This window comes from Flavobacterium rivuli WB 3.3-2 = DSM 21788, assembly GCF_000378485.1.
In the GTDB taxonomy this organism is placed as follows: Bacteria; Bacteroidota; Bacteroidia; order Flavobacteriales; family Flavobacteriaceae; genus Flavobacterium; species Flavobacterium rivuli.
This window is the reverse complement of the sequence record NZ_KB899966.1, coordinates 393896-406053: the sequence shown is the minus strand read 5'-3', so window position 1 is coordinate 406053 and position 12158 is coordinate 393896. Positions and strand designations below refer to the sequence as shown.

Annotated in this window: 16 protein-coding genes; 4 read left to right on the top strand and 12 right to left on the bottom strand. The window is 37.9% G+C overall.

The genetic code is table 11. From position 1 onward, the window contains the following. Positions 1-2 precede the first annotated feature (2 nt). The 6 genes from F565_RS0101990 to F565_RS0101965 form a co-directional block, all read right to left on the bottom strand. Entirely contained in the window at positions 3-680 is a 678-nt protein-coding gene (locus F565_RS0101990) for an ATP-binding cassette domain-containing protein (protein WP_020211511.1), read from the bottom strand. Then, complete coding sequence (locus tag F565_RS0101985; protein WP_154652506.1) at positions 677-955, bottom strand: hypothetical protein; 279 nt, start codon at positions 953-955, stop codon at positions 677-679. The genes F565_RS0101990 and F565_RS0101985 overlap by 4 nt, the downstream gene beginning before the upstream one ends. A 4-nt stretch (positions 956-959) precedes the next feature. Next, on the bottom strand, positions 960-1274 hold the full coding sequence (locus F565_RS0101980; RefSeq protein ID WP_020211509.1) for a hypothetical protein: 315 nt from the start codon (positions 1272-1274) through the stop codon (positions 960-962). Positions 1275-1500: 226 nt separating this feature from the next. Next, entirely contained in the window at positions 1501-2070 is a 570-nt protein-coding gene (locus tag F565_RS0101975; protein ID WP_020211508.1) for a hypothetical protein, read from the bottom strand. A 137-nt stretch (positions 2071-2207) separates the two neighbouring features. After that, positions 2208-3485 carry a DEAD/DEAH box helicase gene (locus F565_RS0101970; protein WP_020211507.1) on the bottom strand — a complete coding sequence of 426 codons (1278 nt, stop codon included), beginning with the start codon at positions 3483-3485 and terminating at the stop codon, positions 2208-2210. Between the two features lie 123 nt (positions 3486-3608). Then, positions 3609-4643: a formimidoylglutamase gene (locus F565_RS0101965; protein WP_020211506.1), complete on the bottom strand. Its 1035-nt coding sequence runs from the start codon at positions 4641-4643 to the stop codon at positions 3609-3611. 102 nt (positions 4644-4745) lie between these two features. On the opposite strand from F565_RS0101965, the gene F565_RS0101960 reads away from it, so the two are divergent. Then, a complete protein-coding gene (locus F565_RS0101960; protein ID WP_020211505.1) occupies positions 4746-5621 on the top strand; it encodes an AAA family ATPase in 876 nt (291 codons plus the stop codon). A gap of 127 nt (positions 5622-5748) precedes the next feature. Here F565_RS0101960 and F565_RS0101955 read toward each other — a convergent pair whose 3' ends face one another. Both F565_RS0101955 and F565_RS0101950 read right to left on the bottom strand, forming a co-directional pair. Then, complete coding sequence (locus F565_RS0101955; RefSeq protein ID WP_026299825.1) at positions 5749-6867, bottom strand: GNAT family N-acetyltransferase; 1119 nt, start codon at positions 6865-6867, stop codon at positions 5749-5751. Between the two features lie 18 nt (positions 6868-6885). Further along, positions 6886-7863, bottom strand: coding sequence for a transporter (locus F565_RS0101950; protein WP_020211503.1), 978 nt, complete (start codon positions 7861-7863; stop codon positions 6886-6888). A 124-nt stretch (positions 7864-7987) separates the two neighbouring features. On the opposite strand from F565_RS0101950, the gene F565_RS0101945 reads away from it, so the two are divergent. Continuing rightward, positions 7988-8248 carry a DUF4834 family protein gene (locus F565_RS0101945; RefSeq protein WP_020211502.1) on the top strand — a complete coding sequence of 87 codons (261 nt, stop codon included), beginning with the start codon at positions 7988-7990 and terminating at the stop codon, positions 8246-8248. Between the two features lie 59 nt (positions 8249-8307). Here F565_RS0101945 and F565_RS0101940 read toward each other — a convergent pair whose 3' ends face one another. Together F565_RS0101940 and F565_RS0101935 are read right to left on the bottom strand one after the other, a co-directional pair. Further along, entirely contained in the window at positions 8308-8754 is a 447-nt protein-coding gene (locus tag F565_RS0101940; protein ID WP_026299824.1) for a response regulator, read from the bottom strand. Positions 8755-8777: 23 nt separating this feature from the next. Then, positions 8778-9335: a helix-turn-helix domain-containing protein gene (locus tag F565_RS0101935; RefSeq protein WP_020211500.1), complete on the bottom strand. Its 558-nt coding sequence runs from the start codon at positions 9333-9335 to the stop codon at positions 8778-8780. 250 nt (positions 9336-9585) lie between these two features. On the opposite strand from F565_RS0101935, the gene F565_RS0101930 reads away from it, so the two are divergent. Next, positions 9586-10266 carry a hypothetical protein gene (locus F565_RS0101930; RefSeq protein WP_020211499.1) on the top strand — a complete coding sequence of 227 codons (681 nt, stop codon included), beginning with the start codon at positions 9586-9588 and terminating at the stop codon, positions 10264-10266. A gap of 12 nt (positions 10267-10278) precedes the next feature. Next, positions 10279-10836 carry a flavin reductase family protein gene (locus tag F565_RS0101925; RefSeq protein ID WP_020211498.1) on the top strand — a complete coding sequence of 186 codons (558 nt, stop codon included), beginning with the start codon at positions 10279-10281 and terminating at the stop codon, positions 10834-10836. Positions 10837-10972: 136 nt separating this feature from the next. Here F565_RS0101925 and F565_RS0101920 read toward each other — a convergent pair whose 3' ends face one another. Together F565_RS0101920 and F565_RS0101915 are read right to left on the bottom strand one after the other, a co-directional pair. Then, positions 10973-11356, bottom strand: a complete 384-nt coding sequence (locus F565_RS0101920; protein ID WP_020211497.1) for a DUF3037 domain-containing protein — start codon at positions 11354-11356, stop codon at positions 10973-10975. Next, positions 11334-12128 carry a HipA family kinase gene (locus F565_RS0101915; RefSeq protein ID WP_020211496.1) on the bottom strand — a complete coding sequence of 265 codons (795 nt, stop codon included), beginning with the start codon at positions 12126-12128 and terminating at the stop codon, positions 11334-11336. Before F565_RS0101915 ends, F565_RS0101920 begins: the two co-directional genes overlap by 23 nt. Positions 12129-12158 lie beyond the last annotated feature (30 nt).

Genomic DNA, 12158 nt, shown 5'->3' with positions numbered 1-12158 from the left:
TTTTACTGGTTTAAGAGAGATTCTGGCAGGTAGCCTTCGGTTATAAGTTGGTTTTCAGTAGTTATAGTAATAGTCTTACCGTCTTTTAAAAGTATATTTGATGTACTTACAGAGAGGATGTCTCTGTAATAATGATCGGTTACAATAATCCCTTTAGTTGTTTTAAGCTGGTTAAGGAATTCCTTTATACGTTCTTTATACAGCGGTTCAACCATAGAGAAAGGTTCATCAAGCATCAGGAACGGGTGGTTAAGGTTGCCCACAAGTAGCAATTCTAAATAGCGAAGTTCTCCCATTGAGAGATTGCCAACTCTGGTATTGGCGATTTTAGGGATACCGGGTGCAAAGAAAATTTTGTCCTGCAAATCGCCATCATTAAAGTACATAGGTATAACATTGCGCACTTTAAGGTTATTTGGCAAAAATGGGTCTTGTGGTAAATAAGCTATTACTCCGTTAGGAATAATGTGTTTAGCCTTTAATGGGTTATTGTTTATAAGCATATTGATGGCATTTGCTTTAACAGTGCCAAACAATATTTTAAGCAAGGTAGATTTACCGCAGCCATTACGCCCAAAAACTCCCAGTATATCGCCCGTTTGTAAATTAAGGCTAACATTATCAAGCACCTTTATACAACCAAATGATTTGGTTAGCCCTGTTACTGATAGCCTATTCATGATCGTAATATAAGGTATATGAGTAAAAACGGCAGGGCAATTATAGCATTACATGCAAATACCATTAGGGCAAGCTTCTTTTTTGTGTACCCAAGATTATAGTAAAAGTAATACTGATCTTTATAAAAAATATAATAGGCTAACATACCTATGCCCGGGCCAAATGAGCAAAGCGATAATGGCAGCCATACAGGGCCGTTCATTATCGCTATTATTATACTGGCTAATACATTAACTACATTTATGGTAAAGTAGTAGTTCCAGAAGGCTCTCATAAGCCTATTTGTCTTTTCTGTGTACCAGGAGCTTGTCTACAATTTTGCGGGATACGCTCTCAGGGAAAGCATCATTACCGGTAACTAAAACTCCTTTGTGGCCAAATTTAGATTCGATGCCATAAACGGTTGCTTTTTCATCAGGGTCAGACTCACCTTCGTAAAAGTAAACATCGCTAATTTCAAACTCGTCTTCGCCAAAACTGCCTGTATTAAAGGTAATGCTGTTATCGGTAAGGTTAAAATCTTCAGTATATCCTTTTTCCCTAAGATCAGTTATTGCTTTAAGAACTGTGGCATAGTGGTAAACAATTTCCATGGTGTGTTATTTAAGTTAATATCCAAATTTAAACAAAAACCGGCAGTTTGCCAACGTAACTATATAAAGAACTCATCCTGACTTTTTCAATTGACTTGAAAATAATTTTCGCTCTACATTTTATCTGTTTTTACTCCATTGCGCTGCTACGCAAGGCAAAAAAGCCAAAATCTAAAACAAAAATTTCTATTTTTTTCTTCAATAAAAAAGTTAAGACGATTTCAGATTATGGTATGGATGTTAATCCATAAAATTTAAATTTCCCATCGGTCTTTATAAATTGAAAACCGTGGCTTGTACCCTTATGCCCTTTAGATAATTCGTTAACAAGATAGGTGGGTACCCAGGCCTCATACAATACAAGATCGCCCTTGTAATTACGTGGCAGCACCCTTGGACTGAAATTTTTAATCGTGATCTTGTCAAATGTATAGCCACGGGTAGAGAGTGCTTTGTAAACCGGCGAAAGGCTAAAATTTTTGGCAATATTTAAATAAAAAACATCTGCACTTACAAAAAAACCTTCGTTGTTAAACTCCGGTTTGCCAACGCAGTCTATGCAGTCTACTTCCTTAAGGCTAAGTGCTGTAAATGCACGCAGGTCGTTTTTTACTAAAGCATCTACCAAGGCTACAAAAGTTATATCAAGGTCGTCCCACTCATTTTTTTCGGGAACTGTAGGTTTTGCAGCTATGGGTTTTGCAGCCGTGGTTTTTTTAACAGCAGGTTTTGCAGGCTTTTGTGCATAGCATAATGAAACGATTAAGAGACAGCAGGCAACAGCAACTTTTTTCATAAAAATATTTTTATTGTAAGCGAATATATTTAAAGATTATTGTCCTGAAGTCATCTTAACTTTTTTCAATTGGCCGAAATCTCTATGTTTCGCTATAATTAAAAAAGTCAGTACAACTTCAATAGCAAAAACGCCGGTTAATACCAGCGTTTTTTATTTTGTTTAGAAGCTTCAGACTTTCTTGAGTTGTTAGATTTTTGTCCGCTGCCGCCGTTATTGTTTTTAGGCTTGTTTCTAAGATCCGGCTTTTGGCCTTCTTTAGGGGCATCTTCGCCCATACCATAAGGGTAGGGGTGACCATCTATAACTTTTATAGGCATACGTATAAGCTTCTCTATATCTTTAAGATAAGGCTGCTCATCTTTAGCGCAAAAAGATATGGCAAGGCCACTGTTTCCTGCACGTCCTGTACGGCCTATGCGGTGTACATAGGTTTCAGGTATGTTAGGCAGGTCAAAGTTTATTACGTAAGGCAGGCTCTCAATATCTATGCCCCGGGCTGCAATATCTGTAGCTACAAGTACAGGGATCTCTTTATTTTTAAAAGCATCGAGCACCCGCACCCGCGAGTTTTGCGATTTATCGCCATGTATAGCTCCAGACTCTACGCCGTTTTTCTTTAATGCTTTTACAACATTATCTGCGCCATGCTTGGTACGGGTAAATACCAGTACGTTATCAAGGTTCTCGTTGCGTATAAGGTGGTACAGCAGTTTGCGCTTATCGCCTTTATCAACAAAATAAACCTGTTGTTTAACTTTTTCAGCTGTAGATGATATTGGCGCTACAGATACATACTTAGGTTTTGTAAGGAAAGTATCTGCCAGTTCGCGTATGGCAACCGGCATAGTAGCCGAAAATAATAGTGTTTGCCTGTTATCCGGAGTAAGTTTTATGATCTTTTTTACGTCGTTAATAAAGCCCATATCCAGCATTTGGTCGGCTTCATCCAGAACTAAAGTGTGCAGGTGGTCAAATTTTATAAACCCTTGTTTATGAAGGTCTAATAAACGCCCCGGTGTAGCAATAAGAATATCTACGCCTTTGCGTAGCTGGTCTGTTTGCGATACCTGGTTTACACCGCCAAAAATAGTAAGCTGGCGTATGTTAGTATACTTACCATAGGTATCAAAGCTTTCGCCTATTTGCAGGGCAAGCTCGCGGGTAGGGGTAACTATAAGTGCACGGATGTATTTAACTTTTGTGGCAGAACCTACTATGCGGTGCAGGTTATGCAGTATGGGCACTGCAAAGGCGGCTGTTTTACCGGTACCCGTTTGTGCGCAGCCCACAAGGTCTGTACCCTCCATAATAATGGGTATTGCCTGCTCCTGAATGGGAGTGGGGTTTTCATAACCCTCTTCGGTTAAAGCCTGCTGAATATTTCTTATTAAATTTAATTCGTCAAATTTCATGTACAATTGTTTAAGTACTAAGTAATAGGTACTAAGATAGCTGCAAAGATACGCATTTAATATGGTATGGGCTAAAACAATAAAAGCAGAAGGTTATCCTGATTTGTATTGTGCAGTGTATTTTTACACCACCTTTTTGGCTTTCATAAAATCAGTTACCAAATGGGCAATAAGCCTGCCGGTAAGCTGCGGGTTTTTTTCATCGCCCAGTTGTGGTGCGCCTTCGCTTATGTGCAGGTAGGCCACGTTTTTGCTTTCGCCAAAATAGTGTACAAACTGGCGTGCTTTTTCTATGCTAAACCCTGTATTAGTCATGATACTGCCGCCCACATTAGGTAGTGCTTCAAGGTCTATTTCCAGCCCAAAAGGGTCGTCGCCTATAAAACCAACGGCAAGAGCCATTTCTTCGCTAAAATGTTTTTCCTTACGAATGGCAATTTGCTCGTATGTGTTATAACGTATCCTTTCGGTATATTTTTTAATAGTTTCTATAACACCTTTAGAAGCATAATTTTCAAAAACACCAAAAATAAAGTAGTTTTTAAGGAAACCCTCTTCAAATGCATACATAAAGCCATTACTGCTGTGGCGCCTGTCGAGCACCCTAAAATCGGGGTAAGGATCGTAGTTAATTGCATTTACAGGTTTGCCTTTTGCTAACGATGTGCCTTTTATACTACCGTAAGCATTGTTTTGGCCGCCTCCTATAATTATGGGTACTTTACCTGCCTTAACTATCTGGCATATTATGTAAGCTACATCTTTATCTATTTTTTCTACAATTTTAGATAATTCCTTTCTGCCTTCTTTATCAGACTGGTCTATGGTTTCGGCTAATTTTTGAGATTCGGTAACATCTATCCTGCCTAAAATGAGCAATCTGTTCCCTTTGCAAAATTTATTATGCTGCAGGTTTACAATAGTTTGTACTGCACTTTCCCATGCAAGGGCTGCACCGGGCCTGCCATTGTTTGCACGTACTCCTGCATCTTCCGGAATGCCGAGTAAAACAAACTCTGCATCGGATGATTTTAATGCCTCATAAACAGATGTTTCGGCAGGAATTAACTGTACGCGCTCGCCAAATTTTATTTCTCCGCTTCGTTGGTTTGTACATTTTAAAAGGTCGGCCGCAGTAAACCTGATTATATTTTCCATAGTTTCTTTCTTGCAGTCAAAAATACTATTTTTCTTTAATTTTTCGTTAAAATGGAAAAATCGTATTAAAATATATATAAATTTGAGAAAAAATAATTCAATATGGAAAGTCAAAAAAGCAATTCAAGTTTAAAAGCGATAATCGTTGTTTTAGCAATTTTACTTGTGGGCAGCCTTGCCTACATGTATAAAATGAGTACTGATAATGAGAAGATCGAGAAGGGGCATTTATCTGAAAAAGAAACTTTAGTAAAAGAGCTTGAAGCCGCCAAAGAAAGTTATGATGCTGCAATAGCAGAGAACACAGGCCTGAAAGGCGACCTCGAAACAGAGCGTGCTAAAATAGTAGAGCTGCTTGAAAAAGTAAAAAAAGCAGATGGAACAACAGCCTCATTAGCACATTACAGAACAGATTATATTAAACTTAAGCGTGAGCATGACCAGCTTATAGCACAGGTTAAAAAACTAAAGGAAGAAAATGGCAGTCTAACAACTCAGCGCGATAGCAGCAGGACAGCCTTAGACGAATCTAAACGTTACATAGACACGCTTGCTACTAAAAACGACAACCTGAGCAAAACGGTAGAAAAAGCACAAAAGCTTAGCCTTGTAAATCTTAAAGCACAGTCTTTTAAAGAAAGAAGTTCTGGTAAACTGGTAGAGACCGAAAAGGCAAGGCGTGTTGATGTTATTAAAATTAGTTTTACCATTGCTGCTAATGAAGTAGCCACAGCCGGAGACAAGCAATATTATGTACAGGTTATAGACCCTAAGAATAATGTTATAGGCGAAAAGAAAACAGAATCTTTTGGCGATAGCTCACTTACTTATAGCTTTATAACAAACGCTACATATCAAAACAAAAATATGGAAGTAAGCCAAACTGTAAAAGGTGAAGACTTTGCCAAAGGTTTATATACTGTAAATGTATTTGACAAAGGGGTAGCGGTAGCAAACTCTACATTTACATTAAAATAATAAATTAGAGCATCTACTAATTATATTGAGAGTCCCGTTTTGGGACTCTTTTTTACTTAAATATGTTAGGTAAAGATAATAGATTAACCACAAAAAAAGCCTCCTTGTTAACTGGAGGCTTTATAGCTTATAGATCTTTACGGTAAGTAGCCCTGCGTTTGTGTACTACAGGGTCAAAAGTTTTCCATAAGTTATTTATGGCGTGGTTATCTTCCAGCTCTGGTGTACGAATACACATATCTATCTTATTTTCTTTAAATACGTTATAGTACTGTTCAAAAATTAAGGCCGTTACACCTTTGTTTTGGTATTCAGGATCTACGCCAATAAGGTAAAAAACAACATCGCGACTCTTTTTGCGTGCCTGTAGCAAATGCCAGAAACCAAAAGGGAAAAGGCTGCCTTTAGCTTTAACAAGTGCCTCTGCAAAAGAAGGCATCACTATACTAAAAGCAACAAGTTTTTTGTCTTTATCCTCAACAAAAATAATGTATTCAGGATTTATAAAACTAATGTATTTTTTCTTGAAATATTCTTTTTGCGATTGCGACACTGCCACAAAAGACGATAACTTACCATAAGAATTATTAAACAGGTCGAACATTTTATCTACATAAGGCATGACATCTTTAGTAGATTTAAATGTTAGTGTGGTAAGTTCATAACGTTTTTTTATAAGTATGCTGGCTTTAAGAAAGTGCTCTACTTTTACATTACTGAAAGGAAAAATACTTTCCCTGTATTCTTTCTCTTTTACATAGCCCAGTTTTTCTAAATGGGTTACGTAATAAGGAAGTGTATACCATGTTATGGCAGTGCCTACTTTATCAAACCCTTCTGTAAGCAACCCTACTTTATCAAGGTTGCTAAATCCCATAGGGCCTTCTACATGTTCCAAATTATTTTCACGGCCAAATTCGTATACTTTTTCCAGCAGGGCTTTAGTTACTTCTATATCGTCAATAACATCAAACCAGCCAAAGCGTACTTTACTTTTATGCTGTTCTTTAACTTCCTGCCAGTTAATAATTGCAGCTATTTTGCCTACAATCTTATTATCGCGATAGGCAAGGTAAAACTTAACCTCGGCGTGCTCAAACGCGGGGTTTTTAGTTTTATCAAAGCTTTCCATTTCATCGCTTATAAGCGGCGGTATCCAGTTGGGGTTATCTTTATAAAGGGTAAAAGAAAATTTTATAAAATCTTTTACCTCGCTTTTAGTCTTTGCTTCTTTTATAGTTATCATGTGCATTTAGTCTGGGAGCTATGGCTCTACAGGAGTATTAAGTAGTTCTTCCCTTTCTTTTTTTCTTTTATCTTTTTCGTCTTTTGCCTTTTTCTGGTCTTCCTCAAGCAGGTTTTCCCTGTCGCCTTTGCCAGATAAAAGTATATCATTGTAATCGGCATCAAATCTCCATGAAAAGCCTACACCTCCATACTGTACAGCAGGGGTATTTTTAAAGCCACTACTTAGCGAAGCGTCAATCTGCATAGTATCACTTAATAAGTAAGCAGCACCTACGCGGGCAATACCATCGGCATAATAATCGCTTTTGTAGGCCTGAAATTCTAAAAATCCAGACCAGTGCGTGTTAAACCCACGGGTTACTGTAGTTATCCATCCATAGCTGGGGTAAGACGTGCCTATTTTATCGGCAATAAAATTATTTACCCACACCCATTTACCAAAGTTGTTTTGGGCAATAGCCATTACTTTAGGGCTTAATTTATCATCAGGAAAGGAGTAGGGATTGTTTTTACCCACTAAGTTAAAACCGGCATATACAGCAATGGCAGGTATTAGTGCTCTATAGCTAATTTTATGCGAAGCTTTCCAGCTTATAACATTTCGCTCCGGCTTGTAGTTTTTATTAGGGTCGTAAACCATGTATTTAGCTCCAAACGTAAGTGTTTTAAAGTCGTTTCGGTTATAAGTGTACAGAGCATCACTATATTGGTCAAAGCGGTATTGCGTATCCAGTATAAACTCCAGTTCTTCGGCAAAAGCCCCATAGCGCAAAGCAAGGTCGAGCGCTACGCCATTAGCTTCATAGTTTAAAACATCGTGGTTTTCGTGCGTGCCGCTTATACCTGTTTCTATCTGAAAAATTGTTTTGCCCACAGAGTATGCGGCCATTGACTGTCCCGGGCGGTTTGTGTTAATCTGGTCTGTATATTGGGCATGTGCAACGGTTGCGCCAAACAATAGTGCGGGTATAAAAAATTTTAGGTTGCGGGTCATATTTGGCTCGTTTATTGGTTGTGATACGTTAGGTTCTCCAAAAATACTATATTTATTATTATTTTAAGAATCGTAATTTAATTTTAAAAAAGAGATTGTTTATTTTTGACAAAACTTTATGATAATGGATACAGCATCATTTCCCGGTATTATAAGAACTTTATTTATTATAATGCTTGTTTACTATGCCGTAAGGTATTTTTTAAGGCTGCTTGCACCTACAATAGTGCAACAGGTGGTAAAAAAAGCGGGCGAAAATTTATATCAGCAACAACAGCAACAGCAATATAACTATCAGCAGGATCAAGAAAGCAAAACTCGTGAAGAGCGCCCTAAAGAAAAGAAAAAAGTAGGTGAGTATATTGATTTTGAGGAGATTGATTAATAAACAAAACCCCTTAATTGTTAAGATTAAGGGGTTTTGTTTATATTTATTTTGTATTTTTAAAGGCTAAGTATAAAGCTGTCTTTATTAAGGCCATCTACAATGTATTGCCAGTTTATATGCACAACATCGCTTAATACTTTTTTAAGCATATTAAAATCGTTAGGCTTTTTTATATAAACATTAGCACCTGCTACAAAAGTATCTTCAATATCCTGCTCAGATGAGGAGGTAGAGTAAATTGCTACAGATATTTTTTTAAGCCTGTCATTTTGTCTAATTTCTTTAAGGCACTCCATGCCAGATTTTCGCGGCATGTTAAGATCCAGGAATATGATATCCGGTAAAGGGTTTTCGTCCTGGTTAAGGTAATGCATTAATTGCTCTCCGTCATTAAAGGCAGTAATATCATATTTTATTTTTACCTCCTCAAATGCTTCCTTAAAGAACAATCTGTCGTCTTCATCATCATCGGCAAGCATTATGTGTAAATTGTTAGGGCGCATCTATTGTGTATATATAACTATTTTTATTTGATATCTATGTAACGTTTTTGCCTCATAATTTTTTGAAAGGCCGTGGGTGTAACCCCCGTAATATTTTTAAACTGCTGCGACAGGTAGGCCACACTGCTGTAATTCATCATAAAAGATATCTCTGTAAGAGACAAATTTTCTGTTAATAATAGCTGCTTTACTCTTTCAATTTTATGCAAGATAATAAAATTTTCGATAGATATAAAAGTCACTTCCGAAAAAACCTGCGATAATGTGCGGTAGCTCTCACCAAGTTTTTCGGCCAGGTAAGAAGATACTTTAAGAGATTGCATACCCTTATCAGAATACAGCATTTCTATAATAACATTTTTAATTTTTTGTACCAGTATACTCTTTTGGTTATCTACTATTTCTATACCAAATTGTTTTAACGACTCTATAAAAGCCGTGTAAGTTTCCATAGGTATATTTTCTTTAAACTTTACATATCCGGGTTCTGTTACCTTACAGCTTATATTAAATTTATCAAGCTGTTGCTGTAGCAGGACTTTACACATCATGTCAATGTTATACTTTATGTAAAGTTCCATCGTGCTTAAGTATTATTAAGAATAATTGCAGTTAAAAAATGAAAGTAAATGTACAAAAATTACTTAATAATAACAGTAGCTTTTACTGATTGTAAAATATTGTAACAAAAATTCTTTAGTATTTAATTAACATATTGTTTATCAGAAATTTATTTAAATAATATGCGTTGTAAAATTTTATAATATTATACTAAATCTATTAGTTGTAAAGTGTTTAAGTGCTAATTTTAGTACAAATTTTACTGTATATATGAATAATTTTCCAAATCCGCCCGATGGTGGGAGTGTATACGCGGAAACCAATATGCAACATCTTTTTCCGGAGCCTCTCAATACAATTACATCCTGCTTTTTTCTTGCCATTGCTATTTACTGGACCATAAAAGTATGGGGGCACACCCGCGAACATATTTTTATGACGGGAGCGTTGCTGCTGTTGTACATTGGCGGTATAGGCGGAACTATATACCACGGCCTGCGCCAGTGGGGCTTTTTTATTATGATGGACTGGTTGCCCATTATGTTGCTGTGTGTTAGTGCCGGTGTATATTTTTTGGTAAAGCTTACACGCTGGTATTATGCCGTACTGCTTATTGTGGCTTACATTATTTTCCAATTTTATGCCAGGCGGCAGATGGTGCCTGGCGATGTGCAGCTGTTTATAAATATTAACTATGCGGTATTGGCGGGTGTTGTACTGCTGCCCGTTATAGGATACTTAATACGCACCGGTTTTAAAAGCGGCCGCTGGGTGGGCTTTGCGTTACTGGCATTTATATGTGCGCTTACCTTCAGGGTATCTGATAAATGGGGGTGGCTGCCGCGAGGAACCGGGACTCACTTTTTGTGGCACACCTTTGGTGCCATTGCCTGTTTTTGCATGTTTAAATATATTTATCTAATTAATCATAGAGATCCGGATATTACTTAAAAACAAAACAGTATGAAAAATTATAATAAACAGGATTTTCCCGTATCAGAGATCAGGCGTTTTCTTGAACCGGGGCCTGTAGTACTGGTAAGCAGTGCTTATAAAGGAGAAACAAATATTATGACAATGGGCTGGCATACCGTTATGGAATTTTCGCCATCGCTTATTGGCTGCATGATCACATCGGCTAACTATAGTTATGACCTAATAAAAGACAGCGGGGAATGTGTTATTAATATTCCCGAAGTGCACATGGCTACAACCGTAGTAGGTATAGGTAATTGTAGCGGGAGCGACGTAAATAAATTTGAAAAATTTAACCTGACGGCAGAAGAAGCCACAATGGTTAAGGCACCTTTAATTGCCGAATGTTATGCCCATTTTGAATGCAAAATTCATGATGCCCAAATGCTGGACAAATACAACTTTTTCATTTTTGAAGTAGTTAAAGCGCACGTAGCTATTTCACCAAAATATCCTGAAACTATACATTACCGCGGCGAGGGGCATTTTATGGTATCGGGCAATGCGGTTAGCTACAGGGATAAATTTTTACCGCAAAATTTGTAAACCATAAGCACCGCATTGCGAATTATTTTTACACGAATTCCACAAACTTTCACCAATTTGTTTATCGAAAATTTGTGGAATTCGTGCCTATATTTAATATACAGGTTGAAAGTTTAATCTACTTTTAAAATCTAACTTACAGCACAAGGTCTTCAAATAACTGCTGTGTTTTTTCGTTCATATCTATAGAAAAGCCGGGGTGGGGCCGCGATGTTTGTATTACAGAGCTGCGTATGGCTGTGAGCCACCTAAAACGTTCGGCAGCATCAAATTGGGCAATGGGGCCGCCATCTTTAGCGCCACGTGCAATACGCTCAAACGAGGCAAGGTTAAGAGCAAGCTGATGCGTGTCTATATCATGGCATAACGCTTTTAGTTTAACTTCGTTAACGGTATACAATACCTTTACAAAACGCTGGCGTTTGCAAAACGTAATGATGCCTGCATTTATAAATTCTTCGCGTTCAACCCTTGGCACAACGCGAATTACCGCATACTCATATAAGTGCTTGTCTTGCATTTTGTGCCTGTTTTATAAAAATTGCTGAATTTTGTAACCGTACCAGTAAAAACTGTACATAAATTTCCCTAACCTCATTGGGTGTTTGCTCAACACCTTCCCATTGTAACCACTCATCCGGCAACAGGTTTACAATTTGCCTTATTATATTTTCTGTTAGCAGGGCAGTATATTCTGCATCTACCTCTTCAAGCAGCGATGCCTGGGGTAGTAACACATGGTCTTTTATAAGTGCAAAAGGGGTAAGGGCATGCCCGTCAGGATCTGTAAAGGCATGATGAAAGTATAAAGCTGCGCCATGGTCTATAAGCCATAACTCTTTATGCCACAAAAGCATATTGGTATTCCTAAATGTCCTGTCTACGTTAGTAATATAAGCATCAAGCCATACTATTTGCGAGGCAAGTTTTGGCTCTACTGTAGTAACTACAGGGTCAAAATTTATGGCACCGCTAAGATAATGCAGAGCGAGGTTAAGTCCCTGACTGTTTTGCAGCAAATCCTGGATTTCCTCATCGGCTTCGGTACGTCCAAAGGCTTCGTCGAGGTTTGCAAAAACAAGCTCGGGCACGGGCAAGCCAAGGGCACGGGCAATTTCGCCGCCCAGTAATTCGGCTATTAAAGCTTTAGTACCATGGCCCGCACCTTTAAATTTAAGTACATAGTTAAAATTGTCATCGGCTTCGGCAAGGGCAGGCAGCGAGCCGCCTTCGCGAAGCGGGGTAATGTACCGGGTAACGTTTACCGTCCTGATACTTAAATTTTTATCCATAGTAATACTTTTTATGGCTGTAGTTTCACA

What these genes read in the sequence shown, in the direction of transcription:
- F565_RS0101990 (WP_020211511.1), bottom strand. Translation starts at nt 680, where the DNA reads ATGAATAGGCTATCAGTAACAGGGCTAACCAAATCATTTGGTTGTATA.
- F565_RS0101985 (WP_154652506.1), bottom strand. Translation starts at nt 955, where the DNA reads ATGAGAGCCTTCTGGAACTACTACTTTACCATAAATGTAGTTAATGTA.
- F565_RS0101980 (WP_020211509.1), bottom strand. Translation starts at nt 1,274, where the DNA reads ATGGAAATTGTTTACCACTATGCCACAGTTCTTAAAGCAATAACTGAT.
- F565_RS0101975 (WP_020211508.1), bottom strand. Translation starts at nt 2,070, where the DNA reads ATGAAAAAAGTTGCTGTTGCCTGCTGTCTCTTAATCGTTTCATTATGC.
- F565_RS0101970 (WP_020211507.1), bottom strand. Translation starts at nt 3,485, where the DNA reads ATGAAATTTGACGAATTAAATTTAATAAGAAATATTCAGCAGGCTTTA.
- F565_RS0101965 (WP_020211506.1), bottom strand. Translation starts at nt 4,643, where the DNA reads ATGGAAAATATAATCAGGTTTACTGCGGCCGACCTTTTAAAATGTACA.
- F565_RS0101960 (WP_020211505.1), top strand. Translation starts at nt 4,746, where the DNA reads ATGGAAAGTCAAAAAAGCAATTCAAGTTTAAAAGCGATAATCGTTGTT.
- F565_RS0101955 (WP_026299825.1), bottom strand. Translation starts at nt 6,867, where the DNA reads ATGATAACTATAAAAGAAGCAAAGACTAAAAGCGAGGTAAAAGATTTT.
- F565_RS0101950 (WP_020211503.1), bottom strand. Translation starts at nt 7,863, where the DNA reads ATGACCCGCAACCTAAAATTTTTTATACCCGCACTATTGTTTGGCGCA.
- F565_RS0101945 (WP_020211502.1), top strand. Translation starts at nt 7,988, where the DNA reads ATGGATACAGCATCATTTCCCGGTATTATAAGAACTTTATTTATTATA.
- F565_RS0101940 (WP_026299824.1), bottom strand. Translation starts at nt 8,754, where the DNA reads ATGCGCCCTAACAATTTACACATAATGCTTGCCGATGATGATGAAGAC.
- F565_RS0101935 (WP_020211500.1), bottom strand. Translation starts at nt 9,335, where the DNA reads ATGGAACTTTACATAAAGTATAACATTGACATGATGTGTAAAGTCCTG.
- F565_RS0101930 (WP_020211499.1), top strand. Translation starts at nt 9,586, where the DNA reads ATGAATAATTTTCCAAATCCGCCCGATGGTGGGAGTGTATACGCGGAA.
- F565_RS0101925 (WP_020211498.1), top strand. Translation starts at nt 10,279, where the DNA reads ATGAAAAATTATAATAAACAGGATTTTCCCGTATCAGAGATCAGGCGT.
- F565_RS0101920 (WP_020211497.1), bottom strand. Translation starts at nt 11,356, where the DNA reads ATGCAAGACAAGCACTTATATGAGTATGCGGTAATTCGCGTTGTGCCA.
- F565_RS0101915 (WP_020211496.1), bottom strand. Translation starts at nt 12,128, where the DNA reads ATGGATAAAAATTTAAGTATCAGGACGGTAAACGTTACCCGGTACATT.